This is a genomic window from Nostoc sp. (assembly GCF_036917465.1).
GTDB lineage: Bacteria > Cyanobacteriota > Cyanobacteriia > Cyanobacteriales > Nostocaceae > Nostoc.
The window spans coordinates 20,356-37,890 of record NZ_JBALDL010000054.1; the positions used below are offsets into that span (position 1 = coordinate 20,356).

The 17,535-nt window shown below is 39.1% G+C and carries 15 protein-coding genes and 1 pseudogene; 8 read left to right on the plus strand and 8 right to left on the minus strand.

Annotated elements, in window-relative coordinates:
* Positions 1–703: 703 nt before the first annotated feature.
* Together V7K38_RS11200 and V7K38_RS11205 are read left to right on the plus strand one after the other, a co-directional pair.
* A complete protein-coding gene (locus V7K38_RS11200; protein ID WP_334857783.1) occupies positions 704–1,987 on the plus strand; it encodes a GGDEF domain-containing response regulator in 1,284 nt (427 codons plus the stop codon).
* Between the two features lie 1,609 nt (positions 1,988–3,596).
* Positions 3,597–4,157, plus strand: coding sequence for a sugar O-acetyltransferase (locus tag V7K38_RS11205; RefSeq protein ID WP_334857784.1), 561 nt, complete (start codon positions 3,597–3,599; stop codon positions 4,155–4,157).
* 3 nt (positions 4,158–4,160) lie between these two features.
* On the opposite strand, the gene V7K38_RS11210 is transcribed toward V7K38_RS11205, so the two are convergent.
* The gene (locus V7K38_RS11210; protein ID WP_334857786.1) at positions 4,161–4,541 is read right to left on the minus strand and encodes a calcium-binding protein; all 381 of its coding nucleotides are present in this window, start codon (positions 4,539–4,541) and stop codon (positions 4,161–4,163) included.
* An 891-nt stretch (positions 4,542–5,432) separates the two neighbouring features.
* Between V7K38_RS11210 and V7K38_RS11215 the strand changes: the two genes are divergently transcribed.
* The 3 genes and pseudogenes from V7K38_RS11215 to glmM form a co-directional block, all read left to right on the plus strand.
* On the plus strand, positions 5,433–6,263 hold the full coding sequence (locus V7K38_RS11215; RefSeq protein ID WP_334857788.1) for a PIG-L deacetylase family protein: 831 nt from the start codon (positions 5,433–5,435) through the stop codon (positions 6,261–6,263).
* A 119-nt stretch (positions 6,264–6,382) separates the two neighbouring features.
* Positions 6,383–7,243, plus strand: a complete 861-nt coding sequence (locus V7K38_RS11220) for a hypothetical protein (RefSeq protein WP_334857790.1) — start codon at positions 6,383–6,385, stop codon at positions 7,241–7,243.
* A gap of 52 nt (positions 7,244–7,295) precedes the next feature.
* Positions 7,296–7,667: pseudogene (glmM, locus tag V7K38_RS11225) on the plus strand (phosphoglucosamine mutase); the annotation flags it as partial.
* 300 nt (positions 7,668–7,967) lie between these two features.
* Here the strand turns inward: glmM and V7K38_RS11230 are convergent.
* Complete coding sequence (locus tag V7K38_RS11230) at positions 7,968–8,951, minus strand: DUF1517 domain-containing protein (protein ID WP_334857791.1); 984 nt, start codon at positions 8,949–8,951, stop codon at positions 7,968–7,970.
* An 844-nt stretch (positions 8,952–9,795) separates the two neighbouring features.
* Here V7K38_RS11230 and V7K38_RS11235 point away from each other — a divergent pair.
* Complete coding sequence (locus V7K38_RS11235) at positions 9,796–11,028, plus strand: glycosyltransferase family 4 protein (RefSeq protein ID WP_334857793.1); 1,233 nt, start codon at positions 9,796–9,798, stop codon at positions 11,026–11,028.
* Between the two features lie 99 nt (positions 11,029–11,127).
* Positions 11,128–12,018, plus strand: coding sequence for a class D beta-lactamase (gene blaOXA, locus V7K38_RS11240; protein ID WP_334857794.1), 891 nt, complete (start codon positions 11,128–11,130; stop codon positions 12,016–12,018).
* On the opposite strand, the gene thiS is transcribed toward blaOXA, so the two are convergent.
* Positions 12,015–12,227: a sulfur carrier protein ThiS gene (gene thiS / locus V7K38_RS11245; RefSeq protein ID WP_334857795.1), complete on the minus strand. Its 213-nt coding sequence runs from the start codon at positions 12,225–12,227 to the stop codon at positions 12,015–12,017. The two genes, blaOXA and thiS, sit on opposite strands and share 4 nt — an antisense overlap.
* Positions 12,228–12,294: 67 nt before the next feature.
* A complete protein-coding gene (locus tag V7K38_RS11250; RefSeq protein ID WP_334857797.1) occupies positions 12,295–13,410 on the minus strand; it encodes a thiamine phosphate synthase in 1,116 nt (371 codons plus the stop codon).
* Between the two features lie 443 nt (positions 13,411–13,853).
* Here V7K38_RS11250 and V7K38_RS11255 point away from each other — a divergent pair, with 443 nt between their 5' ends.
* Positions 13,854–15,719, plus strand: a complete 1,866-nt coding sequence (locus V7K38_RS11255) for a DUF1565 domain-containing protein (RefSeq protein WP_334857798.1) — start codon at positions 13,854–13,856, stop codon at positions 15,717–15,719.
* Positions 15,720–15,794: 75 nt separating this feature from the next.
* Here the strand turns inward: V7K38_RS11255 and V7K38_RS11260 are convergent, their stop codons facing one another.
* The 4 genes from V7K38_RS11260 to V7K38_RS11275 all read right to left on the minus strand — a co-directional run bounded on the left by V7K38_RS11260 (position 15,795) and on the right by V7K38_RS11275 (position 17,441).
* Entirely contained in the window at positions 15,795–16,010 is a 216-nt protein-coding gene (locus tag V7K38_RS11260; RefSeq protein ID WP_334857800.1) for a transposase, read from the minus strand.
* Positions 15,994–16,362 (minus strand): transposase, encoded by a 369-nt coding sequence (locus tag V7K38_RS11265; protein WP_334857801.1) that lies wholly within the window; start codon positions 16,360–16,362, stop codon positions 15,994–15,996. Before V7K38_RS11265 ends, V7K38_RS11260 begins: the two co-directional genes overlap by 17 nt.
* A gap of 35 nt (positions 16,363–16,397) precedes the next feature.
* Entirely contained in the window at positions 16,398–16,592 is a 195-nt protein-coding gene (locus V7K38_RS11270) for a helix-turn-helix domain-containing protein (RefSeq protein WP_334857802.1), read from the minus strand.
* 339 nt (positions 16,593–16,931) lie between these two features.
* On the minus strand, positions 16,932–17,441 hold the full coding sequence (locus V7K38_RS11275) for an NAD(P)H-dependent oxidoreductase (RefSeq protein ID WP_334857806.1): 510 nt from the start codon (positions 17,439–17,441) through the stop codon (positions 16,932–16,934).
* Positions 17,442–17,535: the final 94 nt, after the last annotated feature.

Genomic DNA, 17,535 nt, shown 5'->3' on the forward strand with positions numbered 1-17,535 from the left:
GCATTTAATTTGCATATTTTCAGTTCACATAATTTTTGATTAAGTATTAATCAAAAGTAATCAATAGTTCTAAAATGATATTCTCTAAAACTTCTGTATATAGAGGATGTTTAAAAAGTTCTTAGTGATATATCAAAAACTTGTATATCCTACCAAATAGGACACTTTCAAACGATAGTTTCCACTCCATCTGAGGCAAAACTATTTTTAGACGAAGGTATATTAAACTCTTTAATTCCAGATAATAATTAATTTTTAGTAATATTATAGTGAGTGGATACTATCATGATATATACAAAAAACTACAATTAAAATTTTCAACTAACTTGAAAGCATTATACTATGATTCGATCAACTTTTATTCTTGCTTAATTTTTGCATAAATACTATACTTAATATTTATTTTCTTCAGGAAAATTATTGCATATCTTTAAAAATCACTTTTTGATTGCTGGTAATTATATGGTAATCTACATTCTATGTTAATGGCATGATATTAACTGCATAAAGTAATCACAATTAGCTTTGATAAGCGCGGAACTTATGTGAGGTTAATAATATGATGCTACTTGCTTATGAGTAGGTATTTATATCAAAAAATACTACAGAGTAGTAAAAGATTGTTTATGATAAAATTAGAACTTTTATATAGAGTTGACACTAACAACAAAAATTTGAACCTTAGCAAACAGGTTGTTTTACCATGTTCGCCCGCAAAATCCTAGTTGTTGAGGATGAAAAAACCATAGCCTCAAATATTAGAAAGAGTTTACAAAAATTAGGTTATTCTGTTTCAGAAATTACTCAGTCTGGTGAAGAAGCAATAAAAAAGGTAGCAGAAACTCATCCAAATTTAGTATTAATTGATATCTGCCTAGCTGGTGAAATTAACGGTGTACACATAGCAGATATTATCCAGAATCACTTTCATGTGCCTGTAGTATATATAACAGAGTGTTCGGAATGTAAAACATTATATAAAAATCAGCTAAGTGAGCCTTTTAATTACATAGTCAAACCATTTATTGAAAGTGATTTACAGGTTGTAGTTGAAATGGCTTTGTACAAACATCAGAGCAAAAAGATATTATACGAAGAAAAACAGAGGCTGGCAGCAATTATTAACAGTATGGGCTGTGCAGTGATTGTGACTTATGCAAATGGTTGTATTCAAATGATGAATTCCACAGCAGAACTAATCACTGGCTGGAAGCAAAGCGAAGCGGTTGGCAAAGATTTAATAGAAGTCGTTAAGTTAGTTGACAAAGATGTAGGAGAAACAATTGCAAATTTAGCCACAAATGTAATCGAAGCAGGTGAAATTTTAGATTTACCAGAAAATAGCACACTGATTACCAAAGATGGGAAAGAGATAGCTATTGGGGATAATCTTGCACCCATCCGCGATCGCAATGGTAATATTACTGGTGCAGTTTTAGTTTTTCAAGATATCACCAAACGTAAACAGACAGAGGCACAACTGATTCGTAATGCTTTCTACGATGGGCTGACAGCATTACCAAATCGTGTTTTATTTCTAGATCGGCTTAGACAAACAATTGAGCGTAGCAAACGCAGAAGCGATTATTATTTTGCAGTTTTATTTTTGGATTTAGATGGCTTCAAGGAGATTAACGATCGCTTTGGGCATGGAATAGGGGATGATTTTTTAGTAGCGATCGCTAGACGTTTAGAGTCGTGTTTACGCGGTGGCGATACCGTAGCACGATTTGGTGGTGATGAGTTTACTGTTCTTTTAGAAGACATTAAAGACATCACTGACGCTACCAATGTTGCCAAACGGATTCAAGAAGCTTTGCGATCGCCACTTAACCTGAATGGATATGAATTATCTACAACAGCTAGCATTGGGATTACTTGGAATTTTAGTAGTCATGAGGAGCCTGCAACTCTCCTACGGGATGCTGATATTGCTATGTACCGAGCTAAACGGCAGGGAAAAGCTACTTATGCCATATTTAGTTAATTAGTCTTTTCTGCTAAGTAAGTGAGTCAAATTAAATATCAAACCTCACCCTGCCTCCGGCTTCCCTCTCCTTAGTAAGGAGAGGTATTGAGGGTGAGGTTTGATCTTATATTTAATTACGCCTACTTACCACTTAAATTAAATTACTATGATTTTCTTTACAACTTGTTAAAAGCGTCTCAAGACCCTAAATTTATTTATGCTCAAGAGAAAAATATTTATTTTGAGATATCCGATTCTGCCCGCTTAAACTTATACAAAATCCAACAGTATAATCTACATTTTATAAAGTTTTATAACAAACTCAAACTTTATATACTTATCTTATACATCTTCAACTTAGGTAATACATCATCTCAAACAGGTATCTGTAATGCTACATACAGTTTGAGAGCTTACTTATAAATACTTACTATCTCAAATTACCAATTCAGATCAATACACCTAAGCGGTGTTAACTAAGTTAACTCTTTAAGGGTTTAAGGAAGGGTCGAGTCAAGATTTTGTCACGGCTAATTATGATGGGTAAAAATGATTTGTCATTAGGACTTATGCAAAACTACACGTGGTAGGGGGAATTCATGAATTGCCCCTACTGAAAATCAAGGTTTGGGCTATTCTTTGTGTAAGTCCTCATCATATTAAAAATTAGGAAAAATCAATCTCACACTAATTAAGTAAGTCACTGAATTTTCCAAAGATGTTCAACATAAAAAAAGAGAAAGAATTAGAGTTACTGATAATTAGAGGATTTTGCCCAAATTGCCACTCAGTGCATTTGAAGTATACCGAATACATCAGAAATATTTCCTTTGAATTTAGTTGTTCTACATGTAAATGGAAAGCTGAGTATAGATCGCAAGATTTGAAAGAAGCATCAAATAATTGGTTTTCGGGCAAAAACTGAATCGCCAGTCATAACAATAAAAATTAACACTATTGTTCCTCTTTGCACTTATTACTTTGTTCTAAGGAGTCCAATACATCATGCTAAACAAATTTGAGGCTGTATATCCTGAAGCGAATAAACTTTATTTACAGCAAGAAGCTATTAAGCGATACATACTGCTTAAAAAGTTGAAACAATCTGAACTCACTTTAGATGACAAACTCTTTATAAAAAACTTTCAGTCTGCATTGGATTTTTAGTTGGGCTTTGGACAAAAAAGATTGGTTCGCCTAAATTAGGCATTAAGCGCATATAAGCATTAATCATAAAAAAGTAACTTATTGTACTTAAAATTAAGTAAGTGCAACCCGCATTTCTCTACGATACGCTCTTGCTATTACAGCACGGCGTAAATAAACCACCCATTCCAAATCAATAGAACGCTCACCCTGTATTCATTTTGAATTTTGAATTTTGAATTCCGCCTTGCGGTACTAGCTTGCTTCCACGTTCGCGGAGCGTCTCGTAGAGAAGTGGTATGGCAAACTCAGTAACCACCGCAGACATTGCTCTTTGGGAAAAACTTTTTGGTTTACAATTATAGCAATCCTAATTTGGTTTGCTCTCCACCGATAAACTCAGATCCCCCACTCCTTCAAGAAATTGGGGATATTTTTGTTTTTAACTGATTTAAAATTTCTATATATAAAATTTTTATTCATGAAAAAAACCGAAAAACAGAAAATGCTCGCAGGTGAATTATATCTGGCAGAAGATCCAGAATTGGCTGGCGAAAGTAAGCGAGCTAGTCGTCTGTTGCGAAGGTACAATTCTACAACTGAAGAACAGCAAGAGCAACGTCAGGAAATTTTGCAAGAGTTATTTGGAAAGATCGGTGACAAAGTATCAATTTTGCCACCCTTTCACTGTGACTATGGTAGTAATATTTTTGCTGGCGACAAATTGTTTATGAACTATGGCTGTGTAATTTTAGACTGCAATACAGTTCATATTGGTGAAAATGTCTTATGCGCTCCTTATGTACAAATTTATACGGCTTATCATCCGACAGAGCCAGAAATTCGCCTTTCTGGGAGAGAATTAGCTGCTCCAATTAACATTGGTAACAACGTCTGGATTGGTGGGAGTGCAATTATTTGTCCAGGTGTCACTATTGGGGATAATACAACCATTGGTGCTGGCAGTGTAGTTGTCAAAGATATACCTGAGAATGTTGTCGCTGCTGGTAATCCCTGCCGCGTCATTCGGTATTTATCCTAGAATTTAAAACTTGTACCCTCTAGCAATCCAATAGAGCCAGTCTGCGATCGCTTCTTGAGTTTCGCTGTCAGCATCAATGGCTACTATTTCAGATAACTTTGCAGAATATACATCTTCATCCTTACCATTAATATAAGCCACTTCGACAAACATATCTTTTAAGCATTCATCATCTGGTGCCATTCCCAGTACTTCCACTTGTTTCTCCTCGGTAGAGCCTGATTTACGTCCCTTCTTAGTCCATTTAGCCAGAAAGGGAAAATTCAGAGCCTCTTCGAGGTAGTAATACCAACCCATAGCTCGGTCTTCTTTATCTTCAGCATCTACAATAATCTCTGTTTTAATGCGATGCTCTCGGTTTTCGTCGGCTTCAACGCTAGGCATAAGATAACGCTCTACGGATAATGCATTTCGATAATATTACCAAAGTCTTGGCTAGGAATAATTTTTCTAAAATATACAGGACTTACGCATAAGAGCTTCCCCAACCCCCTTAAAAAGTTGGCTCTTTAGGATTCCCCTCAGCTATAAGACTCGGAATGAATTCCGAGGCGGCATAGAAACGCAGTGCGAGATTCATTAAACAAGATATGAAGATATGGCTGCTGCCAGACTTGTGTGTATACCGTAGCTTTTTAAAGAGGGTTAGGGGAATCTAGGTTTCAGTTTCCAGTGCGTAAGTCCAGGTATATCTAAGTTATACTTTGACCCATTGATTCAACGTTTTAGCCCTAAGTATAACTATTGATTACATATAGGACTCATATTTGATTTTTGAACAAAACTCAGTACACCTTTATTCCTTCTTCCCAGTCCCCAGTCCCCAGTCCCTTACCTCTACGAGCGATTCAGAAATCAAATCGGATTGCTATATAACGCAAAACATAGAACTTTATCAATGCCCATCAAGTAATAATTATAAAATTAGTTAAGTTGTTAATCATCAACGAACTTCTGGAAACATCTGTAATTCTAACTAGTAAGACTATCAAGATTTTTCATAATATTATAAAACGAATGATCCGAGCGTGATATTACTTACAAAAATTTCCCCACTCACTCGAACTATTCAATTTATAAAGATGACATAATAAATACACAATATTGACATTACTTTAATTAAATATCAAAATAAGATAAAAGTCGGAAATTAAATAGCAATTAATTTTTCTCATTTAATCCAGATGCTAGATAGCACTTGGATAATATCTTTGTAAGGAAATATTAATACAATTCTGCTGAGAAATTTCTGTAATTCCAATAATATCTGGTGCTATGAAAATAAGAAATCTTCTTCACCGCTTAAGGTTAGGTCTGCATAATAAGTGGTGGTTGTTGAATTACAAATTCCGAGAACTACTGATTCAACTACAGTTCTACTGGCTTCTATATCGAGGTAGTCAACAACTAAATATTAACCAGAAATCGGTAATTGTCTTTTCTCCTCACCAAGATGATGAAGCACTAGGTTGTGGGGGTCTGATTGCACTCAAGCGAGAACAAGGGATACCGATTAAAGTTGTTTTCGTTACAGATGGAGGAGGTTCTCATCGAGGTCATACTAAGATTACCCGTTCAGAAATTGTTCAAATTCGTAGGGAAGAAGCACTAGCAGCTTTGAAAATTTTAGGTGTGGAATCAACAGATATTCACTTTCTTGATAAATCTGATGGTGCATTATCCAAAATGACAGAAACTGAACAACAGCAAACCATTGAAGAAATGGCGCAATTATTAGGTAGTTTTCAACCACAAGAAGTGTACGTTACTCATAAACACGATCGTAGTACAGATCATGAAATTACTTATCAATTGGTTAAAGCTGCTATTAGTAAAGCAGAAGTGACAGTAGAACTGTGGCAATATGCTATCTGGTTGCTTTGGAAGTCTTTATTGTTTAGCAGTCTGAAGTTTGATGAATTGGTAGGCGCTCATCGAATTGCAATTCATCAAGTGCAATCTAAGAAAAAGCAGGCTATTGAAATCTACCGTTCTCAATATTTACCTATAGATGCTGAGTCGAGTGCCGTACTTCCCCCTGGTTTCCTCTGGCGGTTTTTCTTGCCTTATGAGGTTTTTTTCAAATCAGACTATGGCCAGGAATGAAAAAAGCTTTTTATCTTGTTTTTAGATTAAAATCCTGTACCTCACGAAGAAGCAATCCGTTGTATTAACTAATTGGATAATTTCACCTTTTCAAGGTTTTACTCTCAAATCCTCCAAATATGAATCAACAAAAATTCTGCTTTTGTACTTTAGCATTAGGCAAAGTGTATCGGGCGCTAGCTGCTTTGTTAGCAAAAGACCTAGAACTCTATTCACCTAACACTGCTTTTATAATTCTCACCGATCATCCTGAAGAGTTTAGCAAATATCCTCAAGTTTTAGCATTTGAGCATCAGCAGCAGGGTGTTAAGTGTTACCACGACAAGAGATTTGCCATTGCTAAGGCATTATCTCTATTTAATTCATGTATATTCATTGATTCGGATATGCGAATCTTGGCACCAGTGCCAGAAGATATGGAATGGCTTTTAGAGCCAGGGATAAGTGCTAGGGCTTGTATGGATATGCCGAAAAAATTTGCCAAAGCTTTAGGAACAACTAACAAAAAATTTGCTAGAGAAATTGAAGTCATTAAAAAAGCAGCACAATTTTTAAATTTAGAGCCAGAATGTGAAAATGTTACCTTTGTCCATGAATACTTATTTTCTGTCACTAAGTCAACAGGAAAAGAAATTGAATTTCTAGAAACATGGTCAATTCTTGCCAAATATTTTGAGCAAAATGGAGTTTATGAAGGCGAAGGTAATGCCATTGGTTTAGCTGCCTATAAAGCAGGGCTGCCAGTGAGATGGAGCCAGATGTCAGGTATTTCCTTTTTTAATAACAAAATTGAACTGGTTAAAATTCAAAAGGGACAGTCAAACATGGATGAAATGTCGACTTATTTTGAAGAACACGAAAGAATTGCACATCCTAAACGCTCTATTCTGGGGAAAATTGTCTTTAAACTTAGCAAAGCTATGATGCATCTTTATAGAGCAATCAAGTACAGAGTCGAATGGCATGAACAAAAGCTATAAACTATGCAGAATAAGCAAACGGCAGAATTGAAACTGTGACTGTATGGAGCGTATTCTTTGCCATCATTACGGTATTACTGGCGATGGCTTGCTAACAGCCCTACATATAGCAGTATTGGTAAAAAAGGTGGGTGTTTCTTTAGCAGAATTAATAGATCAAAGCTTTCAAACCTATCCGCAATTATTGCGGAACGTGCCAGTAGTAGACCGCGATCGCCGTTTAGGATGGAAAGATTGCCAACCCATATTAAAAAGCGATCGCTCTTGCTGAAGCTGGGATGGGTGATTCTGGTAGGATTTTAGTTCGCGCCTCTGGCACAGAACCAGTAATCAGAGTTATGGTTGAAGCTGCTAATACAGACCTCTTGCTAACCACTTGACAAATAAATTAGTTTCCCAAGTTCAGCAACATCTGATGGAGTAATGTATCTCGATCCTTCCTAAGTAGAGCAAGTATTACAGGCATTCTGCATCCTGCCTCTTTCAAGGTCGGTTGATTCAGTTCTTGCTTGAAAAAACCGCTTGTCATTGACAAACGGTTTTCTAGTTATTCCCCTTAAAAGGGAATTTATTTGTTGCGCCAAGATGCTAAGTTACAGCGTATTGCAGGTAAATGAAGTACACGGGTAGAGGCACAACATGTTGTGCCCCTACGATGATCTGTACCTCACCAAATTGCAATCTGCTGTATTTATTAGCATCTTGGCGCGAAATTTTTTAGAGATTAAACAAGTCTCAAATCAGGATAATTTGCCAGTACATCATCAGATGTCAGGGTATCATTTTCAGCTTGCGGAGTCCAAAGTACTTCAATTGCTAGAAGTTTTTCGCTAGGGATACTACCAATTTGGCGCAGAGCTTGACGCAAATCATCAGCACTGTTAATTGCTGTGGGGATTTCAAACTTACCTAATGTCGCCGCTAGCAAGGTGACGATAATATATTCACCAGGGCCTTCAGTAAATAAGCGGGTGGGATTGTCGAGTTCACCAGCCGGAGGTAGAGCATCTTTAGCAAGGGCTGCTTTTAGCTGGTTGTTGACATTAGAAAGAGTTTCTTCGCTAAACTTGCTGCGTTCTGCCAGTGACAGCCGATTAAACTGACTTTCAGCTGAATTTAAACTGGCTTGTTGAGTGCCACCACCTGCATATACAAAGTATTCTGGATGGCGGAGTAAAGCTAGGCTGGCTTCTTGCAGAATTTCTGCTCTCCCCTGTGGGGTGTTAGTATCAGCAGTTTCAGCAATGTGGTTGAGTTCATTTTGCAATTCGCGGGCTTGAGCTAACAAACCTACTTGCAAACGTGTTACAGAAACAGAAGAGTTACTGCTGTAATCTGCTTCTGGAGTTTCACCGCCAGAGACGCGGCGGAAAGTTTGCACTAAGAAATTAGCGATCGCAAAGAAGATTAAGATGCTAAATAGACCACCAAATCCTCCCCCAATCCCCCAAAAAGGAATTAGGAAGGGAAAGCCAAAACCGCCACCAAAACCACCGCCAGGATAGTATCCGCCTCCACCAGGAGGTGAGTATGTGCGTGGTGCATAGGTGCGGCTGGAAGGCGCTCTAAATGAGCCACCACCGATACGGCCTCCACTACGGGCTGCTAATGCTCCATCGGCGTGACTAAAAGCCAAAGCTAACACCAAGCTTAGGGCTAAGAAGGTTTTGAACAGTGGTTTGATGATTTGTTGTAGTTTTTTACGCATAGTACAATCGCTTGGAAAAGTGAATTTTTTATGATTTCTCCCCATACTGGTAGGAGTTTTGCGGTATGTCGCTAACGCCAGTCCGTAACAAGCAAGCTTTGTAGCATTCACTTTTAAAGGCTACATATCCAATCTACCGCGTCTTATCTGGTGTAGGCAGTGATCGCAGGAGGGATTTCTCGACTGGGGAACCGTACCTTAAGATATGTTCACAATTACAGAAATTTGCGAACGGGCAATTGTTGCTACGTTTTAGACTCGGCACTTCTAGACTACAGTCTTGCATTATACAGATTATTGCAATTTTCCATGATTATTCTGATTAATTTTTTAACACTTCACCCTACTGCTTTGGTCAGAAGATGAGATGATATTTCATGGATTTTAGTATTTAAAATTACATAAAATAACTTTTATACTTATATAACAAAAGACTTCAAATTGACTATAATCCTTGCTAGAATTACTAAGCAGACATCGATAGCCATAAAATACTTATTCAAGCTTTTGGCGTTTTGGGACATATAGAATATCCTGGATAAGATATTCTATTGAACGTAAGTAAATGTCGTAATTTTGGCAACAGTTCTTCACTAAGTAATTTGACTACAAGTGCTAGATTTAATTGTTCATCATGTACAGAAATTTTCAATTAGTGAGCAATTTGCAGCAAAAATAAAATCAATACTATAAAAACAATCTTCCCGGCTAATCTCCTCAAATAAGCTTCAAATTTGTCTACCACATTCGTTTTAAAAGAAATAAAATAATAATTATGGCTTTGATCGTAATCCTAATTGTAAATAAATTAAAAATTATTTGAAGTAAATTTATTACTTTGATTATGGAACATATTTCTCAACTAACAGCAAAAATTAGAGATAAAGCTGCATACCCAGATATCCTAGTCATCAGCCGGATATTCCGGCCGAAAGAAGTTGTAATTGGGGAATATATCTACAATCGCTGTCTTCAAGACCCAGAAAGAGTTATTGTGCTGGCGGCTAGTTGCTCAGGAGATAAAGTATTTGATGAAGGTCAACAGTTTCCCGTGTATCGCTGGTCTTATCCTAAATACGGGCGTAGTGGCTTTATGGGAAGCATTCTGAAGCCTTTTGTCAATATCGTCTGCTCATTTGTCCTAGCAATCAAACTCTATTTTCGTTATCACTACCGTTATATAGAGTGGGGCCACGGTTACGACTTTCCTTCACTGTTGCTATTGAGCTATTTTTTACCTATTCGTTTTTTTATCTATCTGCACGGAAATGATTTTCTTTGTACTTTACACAATCCCGTGTTGCGATCGCTATTTAAATTAACACTTCATAGAGCCGAAGGTATTGTTTGTAACAGTTCTTATACAGAAGATTATCTCAGAACTGCTTTCCGATTAGATACTCCTACCCACGTTATTAATCCAGTAATCAGACCAGAAAGGTTTGGTAATAATGTAGAAAGTCCCAGCAGCCTTGATGATTTACGGGTTCGTGTGCGTCAGGCGTATAACATTCCTGAATCAGCAATAGTTATTCTCTCCATCGGAAAGCTAGTAAAACATAAAGGTTTCGACAGAGTGATTGAGAACATCCCACTATTGCTAACTTTTGGGGTGGATGTCCACTATATAATCTGCGGTCAAGGGTCAAGTGAATCGGAACTGAAATCTCTGGCGCATCGTTTGCGGGTAGATAAGCGCGTCCACTTTGCTGGATATGTGCTGGAGCGAGAATTAGCAGGTTATTATGCAGCTTGTGATATATTTGCCATGCTGACTTTATTGGATACTAAACCTAACAATATGGAAGGTTTTGGTATGGTTTATTTAGAAGCAAGTTACTTTGGTAAGCCGATAATTGCTCCTCGTTTAGGTGGTGTTGTAGATATAGTTCAGCATGAAGAAAATGGGATACTGGTTAATCCCGATTCTGGTTATGAAGTGTTTCAAGCTTTCAATCGGTTGTGCAAAGACCAGCAGCTACGCGAACAACTCGGCCGCAAAGGTAAAGAATTAGCCAAGCGGAGAACCCTTCACCGATCGCTTTACAAATCAGAGGGAAGAAACGCGATTTTGTGAGATGAACAGAGATAGAGTAGGCTAGCACATCTGTGCTAGCTTCCACAAATGAGCAAGATTGCAGTGTAGGATCTCGTTTGTGATTCTATTAAATGTGCAATGAAAAATATCTTGTTTCGTATATGGCAATCTCTTCGGCATTACCGAATACAAGTTGTTATATTTACAATCATTGGATGTGTTGCTGTTAGCTTTGGGACAATGCATGTTCTGGCTCAACCGGCTTCAACCTCATCTGAACGTCCTGCTGTGAAAGCGCCAAATTTCGGGCGACACTTTCAAGAATTCGAGCGTGAAGGCTCAATCTTGATTTACGACTCCAAAAACAACCGCATCTATGAACATAATCCTAAACGTAATGCAACTGCGCTCGCACCAGCTTCGACATTCAAAATTTTTAACGCGCTAGTGGCTTTAGAAACAGGTGTAGTTCCTGATGATGTGGCGGTTCTCACTTGGGATGGCATTCACCGAGATATTGATGCTTGGAATCATGATACGAATTTGCGTCAAGCCTTTAAAGATTCAACTGTTTGGTTTTATCAAGTACTAGCACGTAGGGCTGGATATGAACGGATGCAGCAGTTTATTAATAAAGTAGGTTACGGGAACCGTCAGATTGGAACAGCCGCAGACATTGATCGTTTTTGGCTAGAACAGCAGCTACTGCAAATTACACCTCAAGAGCAAATTAAGTTTTTGCAACGTTTGTATCAAGGCGATTTGCCTTTCTCCCAACGGACAATAAATCTTGTCAAAGACATTATGATCCGCGAACAAACTCCAGATTACACACTTCGGGGAAAGACGGGATGGTTAACGAGTAGCAAACCACAAGTTGGTTGGTTCGTAGGTTATTTAGAGCAAAACAAAAACGTGTACTTTTTTGCAACAACCCTTGATATGTATAAACCAGAAGATGCACGCGCCCGCATTGAGATTACACGCCGCAGCCTCAAAGATTTGGGCTTGCTGGCTCATATTAGCTAACCACCACCAACAATAGTTACCACTTCTAAGCGATCGCCTGGTTGCACTTTTGTATCTGTCCAAAACTGGCGGTGTAAAATTTCGCCATTATATTCTACAGCCACCAAGCGGGGGTTAAAACCCAGTTTTTGGAGCAAATCGGGTAAAGAAGTTTGAAACAAACAGCTATGGGTTTCCCCATTTAGCTGAATTTTAATCTCATTAGACATAAATGTAGGAATTGGGAATGGGGAATGGGGAATTGGGAATTGGTTACAGAAATGACTAATGACTCTTTTAAAATTCTGGTTTAATGCGATTGAGTTGAGAGAGCAAATATTGGGTTACTAGGGTAGGCTGTTCGGCTTGCATGAGCGATCGCACCACCGCCACCCGTTTGGCTCCAGCATCGATTACATCATTGATATTATTGGCATCGATTCCCCCAATGGCAAACCAGGGAATTGAGCAATTTTTGACTGCATAGCTGACATATTCTAAACCTGCTGCTACCTTACCTAGTTTCGTAGGAGTTTCATAAACTGGCCCCACGCCAATATAATCTACACTTTCAGCAATTGCTGCTTGCATTTCTTCTTTATTTGTGGTAGACATACCTATCAAGCGCTGTGAACCGAGTAATTGCCGAGCAACAGCAATAGGCATATCTTGTTGTCCTAGATGCACTCCATCTGCATCGACAGCTAAAGCCAGATCCACGCGATCGTTAACAATGAATAAAGCACCGTAGATGTGGCATAACTGCCGAAGTTTTCTTGCTTGTTCCAGACGCAAAGAATCATCGGTGGTTTTGTCGCGGTATTGTAAAAGCGTTAATCCGCCTTTGAGTGCAGCTTCGACGTTATTCAACAAATTTTCACTAGGGGAAGTAACCAGATACAAACGCGATCGCCACAACAATTGATGGCGCTGATGACCCATTAAACTACTTTCTAGGGTATAAACCTGATAACGCATCTGCTTACAAGCTTTAGCCATATTTGGCAGGGTTAGCTTGCTGTATTCTTCCAACACCCGCAAGGCTTCTTCGACACGGCAAAAGTTAGCCTGCAATACCGATTTTATACTAGCTCGTTCTTCTTCTTGCGGATGGGTTAACTCAGTCCCCGGATCGCCTGGTGTATCTCGCGCCGCCCGTAATTCTGGGGTATGCCACCTGGCTAATTCTTGTCGCAGGCGCTTGCATTCAAGAGTTAACTGGACATTATTCAAGCCAAAGCGACACCATTCTTCAATAATTCGCAAGCCTTCACGAGCGCGATCTAAATTAGCATCTAAAATGCGGTAGACAACAAGTTGTACTTGCTCTTTTTGGCTGTATGGCTCGACCATTACAACAACCCCATTAGTGCTTTCATCAAAATGTGAATTATCATAAATCCTAGTAACCATAAGTTAATTAATTTGCTTTTTTTACTTAATTTTTGCAGAATCTACGCAAAAAGACGTAGGAGTGAGAGTTACGATAAATTATCCCATGTTCCTATAAGCAGTAATAAGGGTAGTTTGAGGCTACAGTTTTGCACTAAGGTTAGTCAAGTATTTTAGGGTAAATGACAAGCTTACAAAGGACTAGCCGAAAGAGATATATCAGAAAATCTACAATAGGCAAATTAAACTGAGACTGCATAGATACTATTTAGTTAGAGAGTAATTGTTGAACAGGCACAATATCGTTTATTACCCTGTATTAAAAATCGCCAATCGGTCAATATGTGAGTAATATTATCGACATAATACTCTCTAAGAGGATAAGAATTTATTGTAACTTCTCAGGAGTAGTGTTAAATATGATTCACTGTCGGGTGTTCTATAAGTACCGTAAAGTAGATATTATGCTTGCAAAACGGAAGTTTCTCGAATCAGCAAACCTGTTATTTTTTAGTTTATCAGTATTATCTTTTACCGTAGGCATGGGAGCGGCAAGTATGGCGTTCCTGGGTAGCGCGTTAGCGGAGCTCGCCGTAGGCATCGCTCAAATTCCATTGACACCAAATTCAGCACCTCAAGGTGAAACCAAAAATTCTCAGGCTAACGTGCTATTTGTCAATCCCAATGCTGGAAATGACAGCACAGGCAATGGCAGTGAATCTGCTCCGGTGAAAACGATTACTCAAGCTTTACGATTAGCTAACGCCAATACTGTAATTATGCTCTCCACGGGTACTTATAGCGCCGAGACAGGAGAGGAATTCCCCCTAATGCTGAAACCAGGTGTTTCAATTCAAGGCAACCCTAGTAATCAAGGTAAGGATATTATCATTCAGGGAGGTGGTGATTACCTGAGCCGCAGCTTTGCCGGTCAAAATGTCACAATTGTGGGAGCAACCCAAGCTTTGCTGACTGGGGTAACAGTGACGAACCCTAATCGCCGGGGTTACGGTTTATGGATTGAATCTAGCGATCCGGTAATCGTAGAAAATACATTTACTGGCAGTACCCAAGATGGGATTTCTGTCAGTGGTAATGCTGCACCCACTATTAGCAAGAATTACTTCGATCGCAATGGAGCCAATGGCATCACAATTGCCGGGAATTCCAGTCCCCAAGTGAAGGAGAATGTCTTTCACGAAACGGGTTTTGGCATTAATATTGCTCAAAATGCCGCTCCTATAATTATAAGCAATCAAATTCAGAACAATAGATCGGGAATTATCGTGCAAGCAAAAGCCCGCCCGATTTTACGGAATAATATTATTCAAGATAATAAAGAAGATGGTTTAGTTGCGATCGCTCAAGCTATGCCAGATTTGGGTAGTGCATCTGAACCTGGAGGTAATAAATTTCAAAATAATGCCCGCTACGATATTAACGCCAGCGCTACTAAACAGGTGATTTCGGCTGCTGGTAATAACCTGGTGAGCGATCGCATCACGGGCAAAGTAGATATTAACGGGACAATAGCACTAGCAACTCAAAATTCTCAACCTGCTCCGGTTCCCAACAATGTCTTACGAGAAATACCACCAACTGGGGAAATTACCTTCTCGGCTCCCGAAATATCTGAAACTACCAATCATCAACCAGCGCCATTACCCAGCAACACCATTTCACCCAGTAATCCTGTTCCTGGACAATTAAACAGTCAACTGCTGCCATTGTTGCCTGCGAACATACCACTTTCGGCATCCATCTCCAATCAACAGCCATCCACTTATAGAGTTGCTAGATTTCCTACTCCTAGCAGCTTGTCGGCTAGACAAAACACTCAAGTTGCAACTTCCAGTCCAGCACAACCGACTAATACACCACAGTTAAATTATGTGCAGATTGCTCCTAATACCATTGAGTTTACTGCCCCTGAGTACCCATCCAATTCAGTTGTCAGCACGAGGAATCAAAGACAGCAGCCATTACCAATAGTAGAAGCTACTGCCCCAAATGCTTCAGCACTTTTACCACTTCCTCATAGCAATATCCCCATTAGTAATATTCCCAATATACAAACAAGTTCTGCAAGTATTCCTGATGGCGGTAACTCTGCGACACAGTTCGGTATCCGTTATCGCGTAGTTGTTCCCCTCGCAACTGACAGGGATAAAGATTTAGTGCGATCGCTTGTTCCTGGTGCGTTTCCCACTGTTTGGCAAGGACAAAGAGTTATGCAAGCAGGAGTATTTAGCAGCGAATACAACGCTAACCAAATGCTCAGAACCCTCTCTAGTAAAGGTTTAAGAGCCATTATGGAGCCGTTGAATTGAGTAAGGAATTGGGCATCCCTTTCGCTATGAAGATGCACTTACAGCAGTTTGCGAACAAACCAGCCACAAAAAGAGCTATCTAATAGGCTCAAAAAATAAACCACAATGATTAAACCAATTAAGAGCATTTTCATCAGTAATAGCATTAACAGCCATAGTGATGATTTCATCAAGAGCGTCAGATGTGCAAGCCTTAGCAGAACGAAGAATTTGTTTTAATTTTGACCAACATAACTCGATTGGTGATAAATCAGGGGAGTATGGAGGCAAAAACTTAACTGTCTTCTCCAACAGATTCTATTAAAGATTTTGCAGTTTTAGCATAATGTACAGGTAAATTATCCATGACTACAATAGCTCCAATCCACAACTGCGGTAGTAATATTTGCTCAATAAAAACTAAAAAACTATCACTGTTCAAACTACCGCAGAAAGTCATAGTGGCAATTAAGCCTTCATCGGTCATAGCTCCAATTAAGGTGATGTTTTTGCCTTTATTTCCTGGACGGTCATCATAAACTATAATTCCACCTTCACCTCTGCCATAGTGTCGTGTCATGGCCAGATTTATACCTGTTTCATCAATGAATACGAGGTTTTTGATATCTATAGTGACAAGCTTTCGCCGAAATTCATAGCGCAATTTTTGTACTCTTTCTGTACCTTGCTCAGTCGCTACTAAGCTTTTTTTTTACGGTTTAATTTTAAGCGATTAAGAGTGCGAGATAAACTTGATATACTAACTTTTATTCCTCTTCGGTCTTTCATTGCTTCTTGAATTTCTCGCAAATATATATCACTTTGCTCTGTCACCATTATTTTTAAGAATTCTTGATCTTTATCTTTAACCTTCGAGCGGCGATCTCGAGACAATTTGATGAGAGCGATTAGCGTTCACTAGTTTTGAAATTTATCAGTGAGGGTTTTGTATTGAGATAGTTGGGTGGGGCGATAGCCGAAGGCTTAAGCTTCGCTTATCGCAAAGATCATCGAGTTGAGTTGTTAAGCTAGCCAGCAAAAAACAATTCAATGTCACGTCTAGACTGCTGTATGTGATTGCGGTTTAACGTTCCGCTTCACCCGACGCTAATAACCTCTCGAACTTGCCAACAGCCTTGATACGGTCGGGTGCAAGCGGGTTGTTGGGCAGCAGTTGGAGTGTTACGGTTGTCACTTGCTTTGGAAGCAATTGGGTTGGCTGCTCACCGACAATCACAGAACGTATTTAGCCAAATGCGCCTTAAGACGCTCGATGTCATGCTCAATGCCACCTTGCTTCAGTACGTCGTGACAAGAGAAAGAAGGAAGGATTTCTACGCCACAGAACTTGTAATTTGCGGTGTTGAACATGAAAAAATCGTCCACCGATTTGCCCGCAAACAGGAACTGCCTCTCGTCGTTGAAGGCTTCAGCAGGGGCGTTCCAAGTCAGAGAGAGCATATATTTTTTGCCTTGCATTAGGCCGCCTGTCCCGTACTGTTTTGTGGGGTCGCTGCGTGTCCGACCGTCATTTGCTACCATCTTCTGCTGAAGAAGTCCAGCATTGAAAACTTCGTCTACGTACTTTTTATAAATCCAAGGATTTCCGAACCAGTAGACCGGTGACTGAGTGATGATGACATCAGCCCAAAGATGCTTTTCAACTTCTTCGTCAATGTCGTAGCCGTTTTTAATCTCTGTTAATCGGACTTCATGTCCGTTCTGTTCTAACTCTTCTCTAATGACTGGAGTTTAGACTAGGCTATGCAAAACGACCCAGCACTGCTGAGTTAATCAGAGACTTAGCGAAATGATGAATAATCTTTAGTATTAAACC